General features: G+C 63.6%; 17 protein-coding genes. 8 read left to right on the plus strand and 9 right to left on the minus strand.

Going from position 1 to position 20,813, the window contains the following annotated elements:
• The first annotated feature begins 289 nt into the window (after positions 1–289).
• Positions 290–2,050 carry a cation:proton antiporter gene (locus KSS93_RS02200; protein ID WP_217886973.1) on the plus strand — a complete coding sequence of 587 codons (1,761 nt, stop codon included), beginning with the start codon at positions 290–292 and terminating at the stop codon, positions 2,048–2,050.
• Between the two features lie 366 nt (positions 2,051–2,416).
• On the opposite strand, the gene KSS93_RS02205 is transcribed toward KSS93_RS02200, so the two are convergent.
• From KSS93_RS02205 to uvrD, 3 genes are all read right to left on the minus strand, one after another.
• Complete coding sequence (locus KSS93_RS02205; RefSeq protein ID WP_217886974.1) at positions 2,417–2,824, minus strand: SMI1/KNR4 family protein; 408 nt, start codon at positions 2,822–2,824, stop codon at positions 2,417–2,419.
• A 115-nt stretch (positions 2,825–2,939) separates the two neighbouring features.
• Entirely contained in the window at positions 2,940–3,788 is an 849-nt protein-coding gene (locus KSS93_RS02210) for a Tim44 domain-containing protein (protein WP_217886975.1), read from the minus strand.
• Positions 3,789–4,041: 253 nt separating this feature from the next.
• Positions 4,042–6,225 (minus strand): DNA helicase II, encoded by a 2,184-nt coding sequence (gene uvrD / locus KSS93_RS02215; RefSeq protein ID WP_217841026.1) that lies wholly within the window; start codon positions 6,223–6,225, stop codon positions 4,042–4,044.
• A gap of 240 nt (positions 6,226–6,465) precedes the next feature.
• Between uvrD and KSS93_RS02220 the strand changes: the two genes are divergently transcribed.
• Positions 6,466–9,342 carry a putative bifunctional diguanylate cyclase/phosphodiesterase gene (locus tag KSS93_RS02220; protein ID WP_217886976.1) on the plus strand — a complete coding sequence of 959 codons (2,877 nt, stop codon included), beginning with the start codon at positions 6,466–6,468 and terminating at the stop codon, positions 9,340–9,342.
• A gap of 21 nt (positions 9,343–9,363) precedes the next feature.
• On the opposite strand, the gene KSS93_RS02225 is transcribed toward KSS93_RS02220, so the two are convergent.
• Positions 9,364–9,681 carry a hypothetical protein gene (locus KSS93_RS02225; RefSeq protein ID WP_217886977.1) on the minus strand — a complete coding sequence of 106 codons (318 nt, stop codon included), beginning with the start codon at positions 9,679–9,681 and terminating at the stop codon, positions 9,364–9,366.
• An 88-nt stretch (positions 9,682–9,769) separates the two neighbouring features.
• Positions 9,770–11,212 carry a glucose-6-phosphate dehydrogenase gene (zwf, locus tag KSS93_RS02230; protein WP_217886978.1) on the minus strand — a complete coding sequence of 481 codons (1,443 nt, stop codon included), beginning with the start codon at positions 11,210–11,212 and terminating at the stop codon, positions 9,770–9,772.
• 103 nt (positions 11,213–11,315) lie between these two features.
• Between zwf and hexR the strand changes: the two genes are divergently transcribed.
• A complete protein-coding gene (hexR, locus tag KSS93_RS02235) occupies positions 11,316–12,182 on the plus strand; it encodes a transcriptional regulator HexR (protein WP_217841022.1) in 867 nt (288 codons plus the stop codon).
• A gap of 143 nt (positions 12,183–12,325) precedes the next feature.
• Positions 12,326–12,544 (plus strand): PA3496 family putative envelope integrity protein, encoded by a 219-nt coding sequence (locus KSS93_RS02240; RefSeq protein WP_217886979.1) that lies wholly within the window; start codon positions 12,326–12,328, stop codon positions 12,542–12,544.
• Here the strand turns inward: KSS93_RS02240 and KSS93_RS02245 are convergent.
• Positions 12,486–13,433, minus strand: a complete 948-nt coding sequence (locus KSS93_RS02245; RefSeq protein WP_217888666.1) for a LysR family transcriptional regulator — start codon at positions 13,431–13,433, stop codon at positions 12,486–12,488. The genes KSS93_RS02240 and KSS93_RS02245 overlap by 59 nt on opposite strands.
• Positions 13,434–13,637: 204 nt before the next feature.
• Here KSS93_RS02245 and KSS93_RS02250 point away from each other — a divergent pair, with 204 nt between their 5' ends.
• The 4 genes from KSS93_RS02250 to KSS93_RS02265 all read left to right on the plus strand — a co-directional run bounded on the left by KSS93_RS02250 (position 13,638) and on the right by KSS93_RS02265 (position 18,692).
• Positions 13,638–15,053, plus strand: coding sequence for an acetyl-CoA carboxylase biotin carboxylase subunit (locus KSS93_RS02250; protein ID WP_217886980.1), 1,416 nt, complete (start codon positions 13,638–13,640; stop codon positions 15,051–15,053).
• A gap of 11 nt (positions 15,054–15,064) precedes the next feature.
• Complete coding sequence (oadA, locus tag KSS93_RS02255) at positions 15,065–16,873, plus strand: sodium-extruding oxaloacetate decarboxylase subunit alpha (protein ID WP_217886981.1); 1,809 nt, start codon at positions 15,065–15,067, stop codon at positions 16,871–16,873.
• A gap of 218 nt (positions 16,874–17,091) precedes the next feature.
• Positions 17,092–18,417 (plus strand): type II toxin-antitoxin system HipA family toxin, encoded by a 1,326-nt coding sequence (locus KSS93_RS02260; protein WP_217886982.1) that lies wholly within the window; start codon positions 17,092–17,094, stop codon positions 18,415–18,417.
• Complete coding sequence (locus KSS93_RS02265; protein ID WP_217886983.1) at positions 18,414–18,692, plus strand: helix-turn-helix domain-containing protein; 279 nt, start codon at positions 18,414–18,416, stop codon at positions 18,690–18,692. The genes KSS93_RS02260 and KSS93_RS02265 overlap by 4 nt, the downstream gene beginning before the upstream one ends.
• 281 nt (positions 18,693–18,973) lie before the next feature.
• On the opposite strand, the gene KSS93_RS02270 is transcribed toward KSS93_RS02265, so the two are convergent.
• The 3 genes from KSS93_RS02270 to KSS93_RS02280 are packed head-to-tail and all read right to left on the minus strand — an operon-like array spanning position 18,974 to position 20,742.
• On the minus strand, positions 18,974–19,648 hold the full coding sequence (locus tag KSS93_RS02270; protein ID WP_217886984.1) for a GNAT family N-acetyltransferase: 675 nt from the start codon (positions 19,646–19,648) through the stop codon (positions 18,974–18,976).
• Between the two features lie 5 nt (positions 19,649–19,653).
• Positions 19,654–20,100, minus strand: a complete 447-nt coding sequence (locus KSS93_RS02275; RefSeq protein ID WP_217886985.1) for a GNAT family N-acetyltransferase — start codon at positions 20,098–20,100, stop codon at positions 19,654–19,656.
• A 12-nt stretch (positions 20,101–20,112) separates the two neighbouring features.
• Positions 20,113–20,742 (minus strand): FMN-binding negative transcriptional regulator, encoded by a 630-nt coding sequence (locus tag KSS93_RS02280; protein WP_217886986.1) that lies wholly within the window; start codon positions 20,740–20,742, stop codon positions 20,113–20,115.
• Between the last annotated feature and the right edge of the window lie 71 nt (positions 20,743–20,813).

A 20,813-nucleotide genomic window follows, 5' to 3' on the forward strand; every position in this document is an offset into this window, starting at 1 on the left:
GGGTATCTGCTGACACTTCTGTTCCCCTCTTTGAGGTTTCCCATCCTGGTACGGGACGTCGCCTGACGCTCCATCGTCACGCCGATTCTGCCATCGGCGGCGCTGGCGTTGCCGATCTGTTTCCATATATTGCACGGACGATGTGCGGCAAGGCGCGATGTTAACCTGACAGCGCCCATGCAACGTGGGCTTTTCAACCTATCACTACAGTATGTGCCTGCTTCGGTTGTCAGCGTTTTCTGACAGAGGAGCGGTTCGCCCCGTGCATCGAGACAAGGAGTATCACGCCATGCATGCCATCAGCTTCATCCAGGACCTGGCCGTGATCATGCTGGTCGCCGGTGTGGTGACCATCCTCTTTCATCGTCTCAAGCAGCCAGTGGTGCTGGGCTACATCGTCGCCGGCTTCATCATCGGCCCGCACACCCCGCCGTTCGGCCTGATTCACGACGAAGACACCATCAAGACCCTGGCCGAGCTCGGGGTAATCTTCCTGATGTTCTGCCTGGGCCTGGAGTTCAGCCTGCGCAAACTGTTCAAGGTGGGGGCCACGGCGTTCATCGCGGCGTTCCTGGAAATCGTCCTGATGATCTGGATCGGTTTCGAGATCGGCCGCTGGTTCGGCTGGAACACCATGGACTCGCTGTTCCTCGGCGCCATCCTGGCCATCAGCTCGACCACCATCATCGTCAAGGCGCTCAACGACCTGAAGATGAAGAACGAGCGCTTCGCGCAACTGATTTTCGGCGTGCTGATCGTCGAGGACATTCTTGGCATCGGCATCATCGCCCTGCTGTCGGGCATCGCCGTCAGCGGCACGGTGAGCTCGGGCGAGGTGTTCTCCACGGTGGGCAAGCTGTCGCTGTTCATGATCGTCGCGCTGGTCATCGGCATCCTGCTGGTGCCGCGGCTGCTGGCCTACGTGGCCAAGTTCGAAAGCAACGAGATGCTGCTGATTACCGTGCTGGGGCTGTGCTTCGGCTTCTGCCTGCTGGTGGTCAAGCTTGAGTACAGCATGGTGCTGGGGGCCTTCCTGATCGGCGCGATCATGGCCGAATCGCGCCAGTTGCTGAAGATCGAGCGCCTGATCGAGCCGGTTCGTGACCTGTTCAGCGCCATCTTCTTCGTCGCCATTGGCCTGATGATCGACCCCAGCATCCTGGTCGAATACGCCTGGCCGATCGTGGTCATCACCCTGGCTGTGGTGCTGGGCAAGATGCTCTCCTGCGGCATGGGGGCGTTCATTGCCGGCAACGACGGGCGCACCTCGCTGCGGGTGGGCATGGGGCTTTCGCAGATCGGCGAGTTCTCGTTCATCATCGCCGCGCTGGGCATGACCCTGCAGGTGACCAGCGACTTCCTATACCCGGTGGCCGTGGCGGTATCAGCCATCACCACGCTGCTGACGCCCTACCTGATCCGCGCTGCCGACCCGCTGTCGATCAAGCTGGGCAAGGTGGTGCCCAGCCGCCTGTCGCGGGTGCTGTCGCTGTATGGCGAATGGCTGCGCAGCATCCAGCCCCAGGGTGAAGGGGCGATGCTGGCGGCGATGATCCGGCGCATCCTGTTACAGGTGGGGGTAAACCTTGCGCTGGTGATCGCGATCTTCTTCAGCGGTGGTTATTTTGCCGGGCGCATCGGTGAATGGCTCAGTGAGTGGGTGGCCGATGGTGGCCAGCAGAAGGCGTTGATCTGGGGCGCGGCATTGCTGTTGTCGCTGCCCTTCCTGATTGCCGCGTACCGCAAGCTCAAGGCGCTGTCGATGCTGCTGGCGGAGATGGGGGTCAAACCAGAGATGGCCGGGCGGCATACCCAGCGTGTACGGCGGGTGATTGCCGAGGTGATCCCGCTGCTGTCGCTGCTGGTGATCTTCCTGCTGCTGTCGGCGTTGTCGGCCAGCATCCTGCCCACCAGCGAGCTGTTGCTGGTGATCGTAGTGGTGGCGGCGGTGGTGGTGGCATTGCTTTGGCGCTGGCTGATCCGCGTGCATACCCGCATGCAGGTGGCGCTGTTGGAGACGCTGGAGAACAGCCGCGATCATTCGCACTGAAGAGGCGTCTTCTGCGCCCGATTGTTTGTAGGAGATCATCCAGCCCTTTGGGCTGCGCTGTCGCGCAGAGAACTGGTCTGGCAGATGCGCCACGATCTCGGTGGGAAGCGGCCTTGCCGGGGCGCCGTCCGGTCGAGATGGGGCGCGAAGCGGCCCCAAGGTCTCGGCCTTATGCAAAATTGCCGGGGCTGCTGCGCAGCCCATCGCGACACAAGGCCGCTTCCCACAGGTCCTTGCTAAATCAATGAGTTGAGTTGCAGTTTGTTCTATGAGAGCCGGCTTGCCGGCGATCTGGCCGGGCCTGTTGATAGAGCGCATGGCCCCATCGCCGGCAAGCCGGCTTCTACAAGGGATATGAAAACGGGCTCAGCTTTCCAGCCAGACGTCCCGCACCCAGTGCCACACCGATTCCCAGCTTTCTTCGGTGACGATCTCTTCCTCGCCGGACCACAGCACAACGGTGCCGTCTTCTTCGACGCAGTAGTAGTCGTCGCCGTCCTGGCAGATCGGGATCAGGTCGCGGGGCACGCCGGCATCCCAGGCGTTGGCCGCCACGTCCGGCAGGTAGGTATGCGATTGCGGGTCGGTGACGGTCACCGGCTCCAGCGAGCCGTAGATCACGTCGCTGACGGTGAGCAGGTATTCCTTGAACACAAATGGAATGTTGATGAACAGCTGTTCCTCGATCTCCACCAACTGATCTTCATCGGGAAGCTCCAGCGGCACTGGTACCGGCTCGTTTGCTTCACGGAGTTGCTCGATCACTTCTTCCACGGTTCACATCCTCTAGCCTTGATGACAACGCTGCGCGTTATACCCTAGTAGCCGACTGTGGCAAAAGCAAAAACCCCGGGCCAGGGCCCGGGGTTTTGTGTACAGCGTGCGGTTATCAGTCGTTTTGACGGATACCGGCCACCAGCCAAGGCTGGTTTTCGCCCTGGGCGCGAACCATGTGCCAGCTTTCGCTGAAGGCTTCGCCCTGGTCGAAGCGCGAGGTCTTCGACACGCCACGGAAGGTCAGGGTGGCGTCGGTGTGGTTGGCGCGATCTTCTACGCCGTCCAGCTGTACGTCGAGGTTGTCGATGTAGGTGGACTGGAAGCCATCGCCCAGCTCGGCGCGCTCACGCTTGAGGAACTCGAGCATTTGCGGGGTGACGAACTCGGAGATCTTGTCCATCTCGTTGGCGTCCCAGTGCTGCTGCAGGGTCTGGAAGTGCGAACGGGCGGCCGCCAGGAAGTTGGCTTCGTTGAACCAGGCCGGTGCGTTGACCGTTGGCGAAGGGGCAGCAGCGGCGGAGCCACCGAACACCGACTGTGGGGCAGCCTGCGGCTGGGCTTCACGCTGGTACGGGGCGTGGCCGGCGGCAGCGTGCTGCGGCTGCTGCTGGCGACGGCGCGCGGCGATGAAGCGGAACACCAGGAAGGCGATCAGGCCCATGATCAGGAAGTCGAGGATCTGCATGCCCTGGAAGCCGTCGCCCATGAACATGGAGGCCAGCAGGCCACCGGCGGCGATGCCGGCCAGCGGGCCCAGCCAGCGCGAAGCACCGCCAGCGGCGGCCGGGGCGCGGCCAGGTGCGGTCGGGGCGGCAGCAGGGGTAGTCGGGGATGCCTGGCGAGTCTGGTGCATAGGTGCGGCGCCCGAGCTCTTGCCGCCACCGAAGCGCTTGGCGTTGGCGTCGAGGCTCAGCGTCAGGCCGACGCAGAGCGCCAGAGCGATGCTAAGAAAACGTTGCATAAGTTGGGGGTTCCCATTTTGTGGATTGCACGCGCGTCATGGTGCACATGAAGCAGCAGACATGACCAGCGACAAGATGTTTCGAGCTTTTGCCTGATTGGTGAAGGAAAAGGCGACTTGTGTTGTGGGTAAGTGCCCTATCGTCAGCAAGCCGGCTCCTACAGAGATCGCGCAGCCTTCAAATCTGCGCTGTATCTGTAAGAGCCGGCTTGCCGGTGATGAGGCCGGCACAGCCAGCACAAGACAGTTGCTCCTACAGGGCCTCGAGTTTTGCGTAGCCAAGCATCAGCCACTTGCTGCCTTCGTCGAAGTTCACCTGCACCCGGGCCTGGGCGCCGGAGCCTTCGAAGTTGAGGATCACGCCCTCGCCGAACACCGCATGCTGCACGCGCTGGCCAAGGTTGAAGGCGGTCTGCGGAATGTTGGCGTTGGCGAACAGGCTGCTGGCCGGCGCCTTGGCGCCGCCGAACGGGCGGCTGACGGTGTTGGACAGGCGCACTTCCTGTACCAGCCCGGCCGGAATCTCGCGTACGAAGCGCGACACCTTGTTGTAGGTTTCGCTGCCATACAGCCGGCGGGTCTCGGCGTAGGTCATGATCAGCTGGCGCATGGCCCGGGTGATGCCGACGTAGGCCAGGCGGCGTTCCTCTTCAAGGCGGCCTGGCTCTTCCAGGCTCATCTTGTGCGGGAACAGCCCCTCTTCCATGCCCACCAGGAACACGTAGGGGAATTCCAGGCCCTTGGCGCTGTGCAGGGTCATCAGCTGGATGCTGTCTTCGTGCTCGTCGGCCTGGGTGTCGCCGGCCTCGAGCGAGGCGTGGCCGAGGAACGCCGACAGCGGCGACAGGTCGGCGTCTTCTTCGCTGGTTTCGAAGTTGCGCGCGGCACTGACCAGTTCCTCAAGGTTTTCTACCCGGGCCTGGCCTTTTTCGCCCTTTTCTTCCTGGTGGTAGATGATCAGCCCGGACTGCTCGATGACTGTCTGGGTCATCAGGTGCAGCGGCATGTCGGCGACCTTGCTGGCGAGGTTCTCGATCAGCTCGATGAACGCACCCAGGGCGCTGGCGGCGCGGCCTTTGAGGGCCTTGGCGGCCAGCAGCTGGCACATGGCTTGCCACATCGACAGCTGCGCGTGGCGGGCGTGGTCGCGGATGGCTTCGACGGTTTTTTCGCCGATGCCGCGTGGCGGCACGTTGATCACCCGCTCCAGTGCCGCGTCGTTGCCACGGCCCTCGAGCAGGCGCAGGTAGGCCATGGCGTTCTTGATTTCGGCGCGCTCGAAGAAGCGCTGGCCGCCATAGATGCGGTACGGGATGCGTTCGCGCAGCAGCGCCTCTTCAAGCACCCGCGACTGGGCGTTGGAGCGGTACAGGATGGCGATTTCGTTGCGCGCATTGCCCTGCTTGACCAGGCTTTCGATGGTTTCGACCACGTAGCGCGCTTCGTCGTGCTCGTTGTAGGCGGCGTACAGCGTCAGCGGCTCGCCTTCGCCCATGTCGGTCCACAGCTCCTTGCCCAGGCGCCCGCTGTTGTTGGCGATCAAGGCGTTGGCGGCCTTGAGGATGCCGCCGGTGGAGCGGTAGTTCTGCTCCAGGCGGATCATCTCGGCGTCGGGGAAGTCGGCCGTGTACTGGTGAATGTTCTCGATCTTGGCGCCGCGCCAGCCGTAGATCGACTGGTCGTCGTCGCCCACCGCCATCAGGCTCCGCCCGCCGGCACCGAGCAGGCGCAACCAGGCGTACTGAACGGCGTTGGTATCCTGGAATTCGTCCACCAGAATGTGCTGGAAGCGGCGCTGGTAGTGCTCCAGCAAACCGGGCTGGTCGCGCCACAGGTCCAGGGCACGCAGCAGCAGTTCGGAGAAGTCGATGACCCCGGCGCGCTCGCAGGCCTGCTCGTAGTTGGCGTAGATGTCGCGCATGGTGCCCAGGAACAGGTCGCCGCCGGCCTGGATATGGCGCGGGCGCAGGCCTTCGTCCTTCTGCCCGTTGATGAACCACTGGGCCTGGCGGGCAGGCCACTTTTGCTCATCCAGGCCCATTTCACGCATGACCCGCTTGATCAGGCGCTGCTGGTCGTCGCTGTCGAGAATCTGGAAGTTCTGCACCAGCCCGGCTTCCTGCCAGTGCGCGCGCAGCAGGCGGTGGGCCAGGCCGTGGAAGGTGCCCACCCACATACCGGCGGGGTTGATGCCCAGCAGTTGCTCGATACGCTGGCGCATTTCGGCGGCGGCTTTGTTGGTAAAGGTCACCGACAGGATCGAGTGCGGCGAGGCCCCTTCGACCTGAATCAGCCAGGCGATGCGGTGCACCAGCACGCGGGTCTTGCCGGAGCCGGCGCCGGCCAGCACCAGTTGGCGCCCCAGCGTGGCCGCTACGGCCTGGCGTTGGGCGTCGTTGAGGGAGTTCAGCAGGAGGGAGAGGTCATCGGTATGCATCCGCGCATTCTATGGCCGCGCGGGGGGCAGGGGCAAACGCCCGCCGTGCAAATCGCCGTCGGGCATGTTGACCGTTCATCGGCAAGCACGGCGCTGCCGCGTGGTTGAGCGGTCGCAGTACGACGCACAAGACATTTTCGAAATCATGACGCAGAGCAGTTTGGTCCGGGGCAACGCTTGTGTATCCTCCCAGCACATTTGCGGTCAGCCATAACAAGAACACAACAAGAAACCAGCCATATGACCCAGGAATGCAGGGCGATCGAGGCATCGCCGCAGGCGTTACGCAGCGTTCGCAGGCAATTTGCCACGGAACTGTCGATCGAGCGCACCCGCCTGCTTTATCAGGGCTCGCTGCTGCCCACACTGTTCATGCTGCTCAACGGCCTGCTCTGCGCCTGGCTGTTGTGGAGCCCTGCGCGCTATTTGCTGGTGAGCGTGTGGATGGTCTGGTTGCTGGCGCTGGTGGCGCTGCGGGTGATCCAGGTGGCTGCGTTCGAGGCCGCCACCCCGGCGCGCCAGGCCATGCCCGGTTGGCGGCGCATGTTCCTGCTCGGCTCGGGGTTCAGCGGGCTGACATTGGCCAGCGCGGCAATTGCCCTGGTGCCTGTGGATAACTTCGTACAGCAGGCGTGGGTGTTCGGCTTGCTGGGGGCGGCGGCGCTCTCGGCCAGTGTCGCCTATGCGGTCAGCCTGCCGGCCTTCCTGAGCTTTGCCTTGCCCTGCCTGCTGCCGCCGACCCTGTTCCTGTTCGTCTACGACGCCGGCCAGCAGCGTGGCTGGGGCTGGCTTGGGCTGATTCTGCTGGGGGCGCTGATGGTGGTGGCCTGGCAGGTCAACCGCCTGATCGAACGTGGCCTGCTGCGGCGCTTCCAGAACCAGGCGCTGATCGAGCACCTGCAAACTGCCCAGCGCCACGGCGAAGACCTCAACCACCAGCTCAGCGGTGAAGTGCGCCAGCGCCGCCAGGCCGAAGAAGAGCTGCGCAAGGCCCATGCCGGGCTCGAACAGCGCGTGGCCCAGCGCAGCCACGAGCTGGACCTGGCCAACCAGGCCCTGAGCAAGAGCGAACAGCGCCTGGCCTTGGCCCTGGAAGCCAGTGAGCTGGGGCTATGGGACTGGAACCTGGCCAGCGACGAGGTCCACCACACCCAACTGCACGCGCTGTTCGGCCTGGATGCCGAGCAGGTCCGCTCGGTGCGCGGCGACCTCAAGCCGCGCCTGCACCCCGACGACCTGCCCTTGCTGCGCCGCACCTTGGTCGAGCACCTCAAGGGCCGCACCGAGGATTACCGGGTGGAATACCGGGTGCGCCATGCTCAGGGTCACTGGTGCTGGATCGAGGACCGCGGCCGGGCCGTGGAGCGCGACGCCGAAGGCAAGGTGCTGCGCATGCTCGGCACCCGCCGCGACATCACCGCGCGCAAGCTGCAGGAAGAGCAGCAGCGCCTGGCCGCCACGGTATTCGAGGCCGCCAGCGAAGGCATTGCCATTCTGGATGCCGACTACGAACTGCTGGCGGTCAACCAGACCTTCTGCGATGTCACCGGCTACGGCCGCGCCGAGCTGATCGGGCGCAATGCCCTGGAGCTTTCGTGCAGCCGCGACGCCCGCCGCCACAGCCAGGCCATCGACCTGGCCCTGGAGCAGCAAGGCCGCTGGCAGGGCGAGCTGGTCGAGGCGCGCAAGAACGGCGAGCTCTACCCGCAGTGGCTGCAACTGAACAGTGTGCGTGACGCCCGTGGCCGCACCGCCAGCATTGTCGGCTTCTATACCGACCTGTCGGCCCGCCGCGAGTCGGAGGAGCGTTTGCGCTACCTGGCCCATTACGACGACCTCACCGGGCTGGCCAACCGCGCGCTGTTTCGCCTGCGCCTGCACGAAGGCGCCCAACGCATGCGCCTGAACGGGCGTAGCCTGGCCTTGCTGCATGTCGACCTGGACCGTTTCAAGCTGCTCAACGAAAGCCTTGGCCACGAATTGGCCGACCAGTTGCTGAAGAAGATGGCCCAGCGCATCGCCAATGCCGTGCCCGAGGCCGACACCGTGGCGCGGCTGTCGGGCGACGAGTTCGCCATCTTGTTCGACGGCTATACCAACCTGTCCAGCCTGGTGCGGGTCACCACGCGCCTGCTCGACAAGCTGCGGGTGCCGCAGCGCCTTGGTAGCCACGAAGTGGTGATCAGCGCCTCGGTGGGCATCAGCCTGCTGGCCGACGGCAATTTCGACCTGAACGCGCTGGTCAGCCAGGCCGACATGGCCAAGCAGCACGCCAAGCACCTGGGCGGCGACAATTTCCAGTTCTACACCGAGAGCCTGCGCGCCAGCACCCTGGAGCGGCTGCAACTGGAGAACGAGTTGCGCAAGGCCATCGACGAGGGGCAGTTGCTGGTCTACTACCAGCCCAAGCTGTGCTTGCGTACCGGCCAACTGCATGCCGCCGAGGCGCTGGTGCGTTGGCAGCACCCGGAACTGGGCATGGTGCCGCCGGGGGAGTTCATCGGGCTGGCGGAAGAAACCGGGCTGATCGCGCCCATGGGCGAGTTCGTGTTGCGCCAGGCGTGCTGGCAGGCCTGCCAGTGGCGGCGTCAGGGGCTGGAGATTCGCGTGTCGGTCAACCTCTCGGTGTACCAGTTGCGCCAGGGCAAGCTGGTCAGCCTGGTGCGCCAGGTGCTGGGGGAGTCCGGCCTGCCGGCGCACCTGCTGGAGCTGGAGCTGACCGAGAGCCAGTTGCTCGACAGCGTCGAGCACATCATCGCCACCTTCGAGCAGCTGCATGCGCTGGGGGTGAAGCTGGCCATCGACGATTTCGGTACCGGCTATTCCTCGCTCAGCTACCTCAAGCGCTTCCCGGTGGACTACGTGAAGATCGACCAGGCGTTCATCCGTGGCCTGCTCGAGGGCAGCCAGGACGCGGCGATCACCCGGGCGATCATCGCCATGGCCAAGAGCCTGCGCCTGCAGGTGGTGGCCGAAGGGGTGGAAACCCCGGAACAACTGGCGTTTTTGCGTGAGCATGGCTGCGATGAGGTGCAGGGCTACCTGATCAGCCGGCCGGTAGACCCTGCCGCCTTTGAGGCCTTGTTGCAGCGGCCGCCGAGCTACCTGAACGGCTGAGCGACCGACGCTTCAGGGCGGTCAGTAGGTGTCGATGATGTCGGTGATGCTGGTGATCAGCTTACGGTCGTGGATGATCTCCACCTTGGGGATATTGCTGTGATCGCCCGGCATCTGGAACGCCACCACTTTTTCGGTTACCACCTGCGGGTAGATGCCGTCCTGCTCTTGCAGCTTGAGTTCCAGTCGCAGGTTGAAAGACCGGTCCTGCAGGCCGGGCATGCTCAGCACAGGTTCAATGCCCGGGTGGGCAACGCACACCGTGCCGTATACGCGAAAACAGGCGTTGCCCGGCATCTTGTCGTTCTGGGCGACCCAGCCTTTGGTTTCGATGGTCATGTTGAAAGCCTCCTGAGTGCGGCGCGAAATGCACCGCTACAGGGGCCAGCTTCAGCTTCTGGCACAAGCCAAGGCAGCATGAAGCCTTTCAGCCATGCCACTTTCTACCTTGGTGGGCGAGCAGGCTGTTGGCTTGCTCGGGCCCGTTGCTGCCGGCGGGGTACGGGCGTGGTGCCTGGAAGTGCTCCTCCCAGCCCTGCACGATCGGGTCGATCCAGGCCCAGGCCGCCTCGACCTCGTCGCGGCGCATGAACAGGGTCGAGTCGCCCTCCAGCACATCCAGCAACAGGCGCTCGTAGGCCTCCCAGCGGCGGGTCTGGGCGAATGCCTGGGCCAGGTTCAGGTCCAGTTCCACGGGGGCCAGGCGCATGCCTTTGCCGGGGCTCTTGGTCATCATGCGCAGGCTGATGTGCTCGTCCGGCTGCAACTGGATCAGCAACTGGTTGACCTGGCCGCCGTTGAACAGCTCATGGGGCACCGGCTTGAACTGGATGACGATCTGCGAGGTGCGCCGCGCCATGCGCTTGCCGGTGCGCAGGTAAAACGGCACGCCGGCCCAGCGCCAGTTGTCGATGTGCGCCTGCACGGCGACGAAGGTCTCGGTGTCGCTGTCGTTGTCGACGTCTTTTTCGAAGTAGTAGGCCGGCACTTCCTGGCCGCCGATCTTGCCTGCGTGGTACTGGCCGCGCACGATCTTGTCCTGCACGTCCTGGCCGGTGATCGGTTTGAGCGCGCGCAATATCTTGACCTTTTCATCACGCACCGCTTCGGCCTCGAACTGCGCCGGCGGCTCCATGGCCACCAGGCACAGCAGCTGCAGCAGGTGGTTTTGCAGCATGTCGCGGGTGGCGCCGGCGCGGTCGTAGTAGCCGCCGCGGTTCTCCACGCCCAGGGTCTCGCAGACGCTGATCTGCACGTGGTCTACCTGGCTGTTGCGCCATACCGGCTCGAGCAAAGCGTTGGCGAAGCGCAGGGCCATGAGATTCTGCACGGTCTCCTTGCCTAGGTAATGGTCGATGCGAAACACCTGGGGCTCATCGAACACCGCGCCAATCGCCTCGTTGATGGCGGTGGCCGACTCCAGCGAATGGCCGATGGGCTTTTCAAGCACGATACGCGCTTCGCTATCGACCAGCCCGGCGATGCGCAGGTGGTTGGCGATGGGCACGAAAAGCGTAGGCGCGGTGGCGAGGTAGTAGATGCGCGTCAGCCCTCCAGGCTCGCCCAGATAGCGCGCCAGGCGGCCGAAATCGCCACTTTGCGAGGCGTCCATGGGGAAGTAGTCGAGCCGCGCCGAAAAGCGTTGCCACACTTCTTCGTCGAAGTCCTGGCGGGCGATTTGCGCCCGGCAGTGGCGTTCGGCAAGCCTGACGTAGTCGTTGCGCGGTAACGCCCGGCGGGCCAGGGAGATGATGCGCACGGCGTTGTGCAGGCGGTCCTCGCGATACAGGTGGTACAGCGCCGGCAGCAGCTTGTGCAGGGCCAGGTCGCCCGTGCCGCCGAAGACCAGAATGTCGCAAGGAATAGTCAAACCACCACTCTCCACGTTCGTTTAACTGGGCGGGTTGGCAAGCATGTAGTATAACTACAAGAAAGCTACATCCCGGCCAGCCGATCATAACCGAGTCCAGCCCGTGAATCTGTTGCAACATATCGCCCAATCGCGCCACCTGCTGCGCAAATCGGAACTGAAAGTAGCCGACCATGTGCTGCTGGACCCGGCTGCGGTCATGCACAGTTCCATGGCGGACCTTGCGCACAACGTCGGTATCAGCGAGCCGACCATCGTGCGTTTTTGCCGGGCGATCGGCTGTTCGGGCTTTCAGGACCTCAAGCTCAAGCTGGCGCAGAGCCTGGCCGCAGGCGCCAGTTTCGGCCAGTTCGCCATCCATGAAGACGACTCGGTAGCCGACTACAGCCTGAAGATCTTCGATACCACCCTGCACACCCTGATGGAGGTGCGCGAGCACCTCGACCCGCTGGCGTTGCAGCAGGCGGTGAGCGCCATGTCCCAGGCCCAACGCGTGGAGTTCTACGGCTTTGGTGCCTCAGGTGCGGTAGCGGCTGACGCCCAGCACAAGTTCTTCCGCCTGCTGCTCAGCGCGGCGGCGTACTCCGACCCGCACATGCAGGCCATGTCGGCGGTCACCTTGAAGCCTGGCGATGTGGCGGTGTGCATTTCGCAGTCGGGGCGCTCCAAAGACCTGCTGATCACCGCCAACCTGGTGCGTGAAAGCGGCGCCAACCTGATCACCCTGTGCCCCAGCCAAACCCCACTGGCGGAGCTGTCGACGGTGAACCTCGCCATCGACGTGCACGAGGACACCGAGATCTACACCCCGCTGACCTCGCGTATCGCCCACCTGGTGGTGATCGACGTGCTGGCCATGGGCGTTGCCATGGCCCGTGGGCCGAGCCTGGTCAACCACTTGAAGAGCGTGAAGCGCAGCTTGCGCAGCCTGCGTTTGTCGCCCAAGTCGATCAAGGCTACCGACGACTGACCTGCATGTTTTTCATGCATCGTCGAACGTGGGAGCGGGCTTGCCGCTCCCTCAAACTTCACGGTTTTGTCACCCAATCACCACCAAACCGTAAACCCCCAGGCCCACCCTGAAACTCCCGCATCCTATCTGGGAGACAGGCAATGGCTCACGATCACGACGGTTCGTACCAACCCAACGCCAAGGCTCGCAAGCAGCAGGAAAAGGACCAGCGCCGCATGGAATTCCGCCGCGCCATCGAAAGCTACTGCGACCAGCGCCAACTGCTGCGCGAAATTGCCGACTACCCCGACCTGCAAGCGGTCACGGTGTGGCAGGTGTCGGCGGCAACTTCCCCGAGAAACGCTCCCCAAGCCCGCTGATCTGCGCACGTTCGCCGCGGATGAACGCCTGGAAGGCCAAGGCCACCGGTGACTGGCGCTTGCTCCTGGACTGCACCAGGCACCAGCTGCGGTACAGCGGCAGCTCCTCCACCGGCAGCTCTTTGAGCACGCCGGTGGCCAGCTCCAGGTTGACCGCGTGGCGGGTCAGCAGGGCGATGCCAAGGCCCGCCACCACGCACTCGCGCTGCGAGTCGGTGGAGGCCACTTCCAGCGTCTGGGTGAAGTGCACGCGCTTTTCCTTGAAGAACTCCTCGCAGGCCTTGCGCGTGCCCGAACCCTGCTCGCGTACCAGCAGCGTATGAGGTTCCAGATCCTGCAGGCGCAACTGCGCAAGCTTGCACAGCGGGTGGTCGGGCGGCGCCACGGCGATGATCGGGTTGTTCAGAAACGGCAGAAACTCCAGGCCCATGTCCTGGGGCACCATCGACATCACCGTGAGGTCGTCGCGGTTGTCGGAAAGGCGCCGGATCGCCTGGGCGCGGTTGACCACGGTGAGGGTGAGGTTGACCTCCGGGTGACGTTGCTTGAAGGCGGCGAACAGGTGTGGCACGAAGTACTTGGCGCTGGACTCGATCGCCAGTTTCAGCTGCCCCTGCAGTGAGCCCTGCATGTCCGACAGCTGCATGTCGAGGTTCTCCAGGCGCCCGAAGATATCCCGGCTGGCACGCTGCAGCGCTTCGGCGGCTTCGGTCAGGTAGAGCTTCTTGCCGACGTACTCGAACAGCGGCTGCCCCACCAGCTCCTCGAGCTGGCGGATTTGTAGACTTACGGCGGGTTGCGTCAGTGCCATCTCTTCGGCTGCACGGCTGTAGGAGCGCAGATCGCACACTTCGTTGAACACCTGCAGTTGACGCAAAGTCATACGCATCAATGACTTACGCATTTTTATCCCACCATCGGCAATACCTTGTTACTCAACTATAAGCTTTTGCTTATGCAGCCTCTAACAAATATTGATTTTTGTTTATCGACCTTCAGCGCTAGGGTGATTGTGCGACTGGCCAGCAACGTCTGGTCACGCGCCGACCGGTAGAACCGGATCGTCTGTTCCTACGGCTTTGGGAAGAATCCAGTGATAAAAAAAATCCTGATCGCCAACCGGGGTGAAATCGCAGTTCGCATTGTGCGGGCCTGCGCCGAGATGGGCATTCGCTCTGTTGCGATCTATTCCGACGCCGACCGTCACGCCTTGCACGTCAAGCGCGCCGACGAGGCCTACAGCATCGGTGCCGAGCCCCTGGCCGGCTACCTGAACCCGCGCAAGCTGGTGAACCTGGCTGTGGAAACCGGCTGTGACGCCCTGCACCCGGGTTACGGTTTCCTGTCGGAAAACGCTGAACTGGCAGAAATCTGCGCCGAGCGCGGGATCAAGTTCATCGGCCCGGCCGCCGACGTGATTCGCCGCATGGGCGACAAGACCGAGGCCCGCCGCACCATGATCGCGGCCGGTGTACCGGTTACCCCCGGCACCGAAGGCAACGTTGCCGACATTCACGAAGCCCTGAGCGAGGGCGAGCGCATCGGTTACCCGGTGATGCTCAAGGCCACCTCCGGTGGTGGCGGGCGTGGTATCCGCCGCTGCAACAGCCGTGAGGAACTGGAACAGAACTTCCCGCGGGTCATCTCCGAGGCCACCAAGGCCTTCGGTTCGGCCGAAGTGTTTCTGGAAAAGTGCATCGTCAACCCCAAGCACATCGAGGCGCAGATCCTCGGTGACAGCTTTGGCAACGTGGTGCACCTGTTCGAGCGCGACTGTTCGATCCAGCGCCGCAACCAGAAGCTCATCGAGATCGCCCCAAGCCCGCAACTGACCCCCGAGCAGCGCGCCTACATCGGCGACCTGGCCGTGCGCGCAGCCAAGGCGGTGGACTACGAGAACGCCGGTACCGTGGAGTTTCTGCTCGCCGATGGCGAGGTGTACTTCATGGAGATGAACACCCGGGTGCAGGTGGAACACACCATCACCGAAGAGATCACCGGCATCGATATCGTCCGCGAGCAGATCCGCATCGCCTCCGGCCTGCCGCTGTCGATCAAGCAGGAAGACATCCAGCACCGCGGCTTCGCCTTGCAGTTTCGTATCAACGCCGAAGACCCGAAAAACAACTTTTTGCCCAGCTTCGGCAAGATCACCCGTTACTACGCCCCGGGCGGCCCGGGCGTGCGCACCGACACGGCGATCTACACCGGCTACACCATTCCACCGTTCTACGACTCCATGTGCCTGAAGCTGGTGGTCTGGGCGCTGACCTGGGAAGAAGCCATGGACCGCGGCCTGCGGGCCCTGGACGACATGCGCGTGCAGGGGGTGAAGACCACCGCCGCGTACTACCAGGAAATCCTGCGCAATCCGGAATTCCGTAGCGGCCAGTTCAATACCAGCTTCGTCGAAAGCCACCCCGAACTGACCAACTACTCGATCAAGCGCAAACCCGAAGAGCTGGCCCTGGCCATCGCCGCCGCCATCGCCGCCCACGCAGGCCTGTGAGGAACCGAATAATGTCCAAGAAAATCTTTGTTACCGACACGATCCTGCGCGACGCCCACCAGTCCCTGCTGGCCACCCGCATGCGCACCGAAGACATGCTGCCGATCTGCGACAAGCTCGACCAGGTGGGTTACTGGTCGCTGGAAGTCTGGGGCGGCGCCACCTTCGATGCCTGCGTGCGCTTCTTGAAGGAAGACCCGTGGGAGCGCCTGCGCAAACTGCGCAACGCACTGCCCAACACCCGCCTGCAGATGCTCCTGCGCGGCCAGAACCTGCTGGGCTACCGCCACTACAGCGACGATGTGGTCAAGGCCTTCGTCGCCAAGGCTGCGGTCAACGGTATCGATGTGTTCCGCATCTTCGATGCCATGAACGACGTGCGTAACCTGCGCGTGGCCATCGAAGCGGTGAAAGCCGCCGGCAAGCATGCCCAGGGCACCATCGCCTACACCGTGAGCCCGGTGCACACCATCGACGCCTTCGTCGCCCAGGCCAAGCAGATGGAAGCCATGGGTTGCGACTCGGTCGCGATCAAGGACATGGCCGGCCTGCTGACCCCGTTCGCCACCGGCGAGCTGGTGCGGGCGCTGAAGGCCGAGCAGTCGCTGCCGGTGTTCATCCACTCCCACGACACCGCCGGCCTGGCTGCCATGTGCCAGCTCAAGGCTGTTGAAAACGGTGCCGACCACATCGACACCGCCATCTCCAGCTTTGCCTGGGGCACCAGCCACCCGGGCACCGAGTCGATGGTCGCCGCGCTCAAGGGCAGCGAGTTCGACACCGGCCTGGACCTGCAACTGCTGCAGGAAATCGGCCTGTACTTCTACGCCGTGCGCAAGAAGTACCACCAGTTCGAGAGCGAATTCACCGCCGTGGATACCCGCGTGCAGGTCAACCAGGTGCCGGGCGGGATGATTTCCAACCTGGCCAACCAGCTCAAGGAGCAGGGCGCGCTCAGCCGCATGAACGAAGTGCTGGCGGAGATCCCGCGGGTGCGTGAAGACCTCGGCTTCCCGCCGCTGGTAACCCCCACCTCGCAGATCGTCGGCACCCAGGCGTTCTTCAACGTGCTGGCCGGCGAGCGCTACAAGACCATCACCAACGAGGTGAAGCTGTACCTGCAAGGCGGCTACGGCAAGGCTCCGGGTGTGGTCAACGAGCAACTGCGCCGCCAGGCCATCGGCAGCGAAGAGCTGATCGACGTGCGCCCGGCCGACCTGCTCAAGCCGGAAATGGCCAAGCTGCGTGCCGACATCGGCGCCCTGGCGCGCAGTGAAGAAGACGTGCTGACCTTCGCCATGTTCCCGGACATCGGGCGCAAGTTCCTTGAAGAGCGTGAAGCCGGCACCCTGACCCCCGAAACCCTGCTGCCGATCCCGGAAGCCGGCGCCGTGGCCTCGGCCGGCGGTGAAGGTGTACCGACCGAGTTCGTCATCGACGTGCACGGCGAAACCTACCGCGTCGACATCACCGGCGTGGGCGTCAAGGCCGAAGGCAAGCGCCACTTCTACCTGTCCATCGACGGCATGCCGGAAGAAGTGGTGTTCGAGCCGCTCAACGAGTTCGTCGGCGGCGGCAGCAGCAAGCGCAAGCAAGCCAGCGCGCCGGGCCACGTCAGCACCAGCATGCCGGGCAACATCGTCGATGTGCTGGTCAAGGAAGGCGATGTGGTCAAGGCCGGCCAGGCGGTGCTGATCACCGAGGCCATGAAGATGGAGACCGAGGTGCAGGCGGCCATCGCCGGCAAGGTCGTGGCCATCCACGTGGCCAAGGGCGACCGGGTCACCCCGGGCGAGATCCTGATCGAGATCGAGGGCTGATTAGCAGGCCCTCATCTGCAAGCGGTTAACCTCTGGGGAGCGAATGCTCCCCTTTTTTTGTTCTGTGAGTGTGCAATATTCTGCAGATTTCCCTTTTCTAAACTGGCCGCATCTGCATTTAAATGCGTAAACATTTTACGGTTACGAGAAAATCTGCACTATGCTGCAGAAGTGAAGGCGTTTCCGATCAATAACATGCAGTAAATTGCAGGTTGCCTATGTACCGACTCACCCTCCAGATCCACAACCAGGGAACGTGGCAAGACGCCGTGGCGCTGGCCTTTACACAGCCGGAACAAAACCTCGCCAGCCCATGTGAATTTGCTTATCTGTCCGATTACGTCAGGGCAAATCCGCAGAGCTATGACAGCCTCTTCTGCCAGGCCGTCAGCGCAAGACTGCCGGTGGACTTTGGCAGTCACCGGTTGGGTCAGGCGCCTGCGTTTCTTTACGACATTGCGCCGGCAGGTGCCGCCAAACGCTTTTTGCTCAAACACATCGGCCGAGAGAAACCGGCAGGCATGGGTGATGACCTGTTTCTGTTGGGGCGCTCTACCCCAGCGCCAGTCGGCAACCTGCGCATCAAGGAGTCTTGCGAGCAGCTGGATCTGGCCAATCCCATCGGTTTCACCCGCCAGGACGTCGTTTCCCGGGACCAGCGCTTTCTCGAATATGCCTACGAGCAAGGGGCCGCCATCGGTGGCGCGACCGGTGCGGGCGGAGAGGCGCCGAAGTTGCTGATGACCGAGGACGAAAGTGGGCAACTCTACCCGGACGCGGTGCTTGTCGATGAACACGCCCGCCGGCACTGGTTCATCAAATTCGCCAGGAACCAGGCACTGCTCGACGACCAGGAGATCCTGCGCGCCGAACACCTCTACTACAAAGCCTTGCAACGGCTAGGTCTAGACACGGTGGCAACCGCCCATATGGCATTGGAGGAGGGGCACAAACCCAGCCTGTGGATGGAGCGCTTCGACCGCCGGGTTTCTGCACAAGGCGTGCAGCGCCTTGCCGTGGAATCGGTGTACTCGTTGTGTGGCGTGACCGAGCCTGGCAGCCGCATGGGGCACCTGGAGGTGGTCGAGAGCCTGGTCGAGTTGTGGGACGAAGCCGGGCAGTCCGACGAAGTGCCCGGGCTGATCGCGGACTACCTTCGCCGTGACCTGATCAACAAGATCCTGGGCAACGCCGACAACCACGGGCGCAATACCGCGATCATCCGCAGCGCTGACGCATTGCGCCTGGCGCCGATCTACGATCTGGCACCGATGGTGATGGACCAGGAGGGGATCACCCGCACCACCAAATGGCCGGTGCCGATCGAGCGGGCCGGTGAAATCGACTGGCTGGCGGCATGCAACGCCTTGGCGCGTTTCATCGACCCGGAGCAGGCCTACCAGCGGTTGCGCGAGGATGCCAGGCAATTGCTGGCCTTGCCCGATATCCTCAGTGAGCTGGGTTTGGCGACCAGGGTCATGGATCACCCGGCGATTGCCCTGGGCAAGCTTGAGCGGCGCATGGCCGAATGGGGGTTGGCATGACGGTTTCCATCGATGCCCGCGGCTTGTTGATCGACAGCGTGCGTGATGCCATTGCCGATGGCAGCCTGGAGCTGGGTGCTGCGGTCAGGCGGCTGCGCACGGAGGTTGCGAAGATGCAGCAGACCCAGTTCGCGCAGATGTGCAAGATTTCGGTACGTACGCTGATCCAGATAGAGCAGGGCGAGGGTAACCCCACGCTGAAGTCGCTGAACGCCGTGTTCAAGCCGTTCGGCTTGCAGATGGGCCTGGTCAACCGCCCGCGCAAAATTCGATGAGGCCCCTGTAGGCGCCGGCTTGTCGGCGATCACCCGCGTAGCGGGTGCCATGTGTCGGGTTTGAGGGCCTCATCGCCGGCAAGCCGGCTCTCATAGAACAACACATAACTTATTGATTTAGCAGGGTCCTGTGGGAGCGGGCTTGCCCGCGAAGCAGGCGACGCGGTGTCGGGCACCGGCTTCGCCGGTGTTCGCGGGCAAGCCCGCTCCCACAGAGTCCGCGGCGGGCTCGTGCCCAGTTCTCTGCGCGACAGCGCAGCCCGAAAGGGCTGGGTGATCTCCTACAGTGGTTTGCGGCAGGCTTCAAGGGTTTGCAGTTGGCCTTGCGGCTGCTGGTTTTCATCGCTCAACCACCGCTCGAACCCCGCCGCCACCGCCGGCCACTCGCCATCGGTGATCGAATACCAGGCGGTATCGCGGTTACGGTCCTTCACCACCATGTGCTGGCGGAACACCCCTTCGAAGGCGAAACCAAAGCGTTCGGCAGCGCGTTTGGAGCGGGCGTTGGCGTCGTTGCACTTCCACTCCAGGCGGCGGTTGCCCAGCTCGAAGCCCAGCTTGCCCAGCAGGTACACCGCCTCGGTGCCTTTCGGGGTGCGCTGCATGGCCGCGCCAAAGGCGATGTGGCCGATTTCGAAGCGGCCCTGCTCGGGCACGATCGACATGTAGCTGAGAATGCCCTGCACCTGGCCACTGGCGCGGTCGATGACGCTGTAGAACAGCGGGTCGCGCCCGGCCGCGTTGCCTTCGAGCCAGCGGTCGAAGCTTGCGCGCTCGCTGAACGGGCCATAGGGCAGGTAGTCCCACAGCACCGGGTCGCAGCCCGGGCCTTGCAACACCTCCCAGAGGTCATCGCCGTGGCGCGCCGGGTCGAGTTTTTCCAGGCGGATGAAACGCCCGTCGAGGGGCTCGGCATTGGGCGTGCCGGCTGGTTTCCAGTTCAGTGCATCAGTCATGTGGCCTACAACCCTTTGCGAAATTGAATGAAGCCCGGGCGCTCGGCAACCTGCTCATACAGGCTGATGGCGGTGGCGTTGGTCTCGTGGGTCAGCCAGTGCACCTTGATGCAGCCGTCAGTCTTGGCGGTGGCGTACACGTGCTCGATCAACTGGCGGCCGATGCCCAGGCCGCGCACCTCGCTGTTCACGTACAGGTCCTGCAGGTAGCAGGAATTCTCGATGCTCCAGTTGGAACGATGGTAGATGAAGTTGACCATGCCAACCGCCTTGCCATCGACCCAGGCCAGGGTCGAGTGGGTGGGTTCGTTCGGGTCGAGCAGGCGTTGCCAGGTGCTGAGGCTGACGGCCTCGGCCAGTTCGGTCTGGTAGAAGCGCAGGTAGGCCTGCCACAGGGCCAGCCAGGCGGCGTGGTCTTCGGCGTTGACGGGGCGCAGGGTGATGTTGGGCATGGGCTTGTTCCTTCAGAGGTGGCGCATTTGCGCCGCCAGTTGGTTGTCCAGGTAATCGGGGCTGGCGGCCAGGCCCTCACGCACGCCGGCAATATCCTGCGCCGCGCGGTTCTGGCTGAGCTTGCGCGCGCCTTGCAGGCGGGCGATGGGCAGGCGAATGCCAACGATGGCGCGCAGCATGCCTTCGAGGTAATCCGCTGGCGCGTCGGCGACTTGCCAGGGTTTGTCGCGGCCCTGTTCGTGGCGTTCGGTCAGGCGGCTGACGATGTCCAGAAGCGGCGACGCTTCTTGGATGACCTCGGCCGGCCCGTAGGCGTGCACGGCGGTGTAGTTCCAGGTGGGCACCACCTTGGGGTTGTCGTCCTTGCTCGGGTAGAAGCCTGGGCTTACGTAGGCGTCGGCGCCGGGGAATACCAGCAGCGCCTCGGCGCCGTGCTGCAGGTCCTGCCATTGGCGGTTGGCCCGGGCCAGGTGGGCGTAAATGGTGCCGAACTCGCCTTCGTCGGTGGCTACCAGCACCGGCAGGTGGGTGGCCAGCAGGCCCTGCTCGCCATGGCTGACCAACATGGCCAGGCGCGTGTCGAGCATGTGCCGGTGCAACGCTTCAACGTTGTGTTCCTGGTGGGGTTTGCTGTTGTACATGCCGGTGTTCCTTGTGCTGTGGCGCCATCCTAGGCAGGCTATTGGCTCTGTGTAAGAGCCATTCATGACTG

This window comes from Pseudomonas xanthosomatis (assembly GCF_019139835.1).
In the GTDB taxonomy this organism is placed as follows: domain Bacteria; phylum Pseudomonadota; class Gammaproteobacteria; order Pseudomonadales; family Pseudomonadaceae; genus Aquipseudomonas; species Aquipseudomonas fakonensis.

What these genes read in the sequence shown, in the direction of transcription:
- KSS93_RS02200 (WP_217886973.1), top strand. Translation starts at nt 290, where the DNA reads ATGCATGCCATCAGCTTCATCCAGGACCTGGCCGTGATCATGCTGGTC.
- KSS93_RS02210 (WP_217886975.1), bottom strand. Translation starts at nt 3,788, where the DNA reads ATGCAACGTTTTCTTAGCATCGCTCTGGCGCTCTGCGTCGGCCTGACG.
- uvrD (WP_217841026.1), bottom strand. Translation starts at nt 6,225, where the DNA reads ATGCATACCGATGACCTCTCCCTCCTGCTGAACTCCCTCAACGACGCC.
- KSS93_RS02220 (WP_217886976.1), top strand. Translation starts at nt 6,466, where the DNA reads ATGACCCAGGAATGCAGGGCGATCGAGGCATCGCCGCAGGCGTTACGC.
- KSS93_RS02225 (WP_217886977.1), bottom strand. Translation starts at nt 9,681, where the DNA reads ATGACCATCGAAACCAAAGGCTGGGTCGCCCAGAACGACAAGATGCCG.
- KSS93_RS02240 (WP_217886979.1), top strand. Translation starts at nt 12,326, where the DNA reads ATGGCTCACGATCACGACGGTTCGTACCAACCCAACGCCAAGGCTCGC.
- KSS93_RS02245 (WP_217888666.1), bottom strand. Translation starts at nt 13,433, where the DNA reads ATGCGTATGACTTTGCGTCAACTGCAGGTGTTCAACGAAGTGTGCGAT.
- oadA (WP_217886981.1), top strand. Translation starts at nt 15,065, where the DNA reads ATGTCCAAGAAAATCTTTGTTACCGACACGATCCTGCGCGACGCCCAC.
- KSS93_RS02260 (WP_217886982.1), top strand. Translation starts at nt 17,092, where the DNA reads ATGTACCGACTCACCCTCCAGATCCACAACCAGGGAACGTGGCAAGAC.
- KSS93_RS02265 (WP_217886983.1), top strand. Translation starts at nt 18,414, where the DNA reads ATGACGGTTTCCATCGATGCCCGCGGCTTGTTGATCGACAGCGTGCGT.
- KSS93_RS02270 (WP_217886984.1), bottom strand. Translation starts at nt 19,648, where the DNA reads ATGACTGATGCACTGAACTGGAAACCAGCCGGCACGCCCAATGCCGAG.
- KSS93_RS02275 (WP_217886985.1), bottom strand. Translation starts at nt 20,100, where the DNA reads ATGCCCAACATCACCCTGCGCCCCGTCAACGCCGAAGACCACGCCGCC.
- KSS93_RS02280 (WP_217886986.1), bottom strand. Translation starts at nt 20,742, where the DNA reads ATGTACAACAGCAAACCCCACCAGGAACACAACGTTGAAGCGTTGCAC.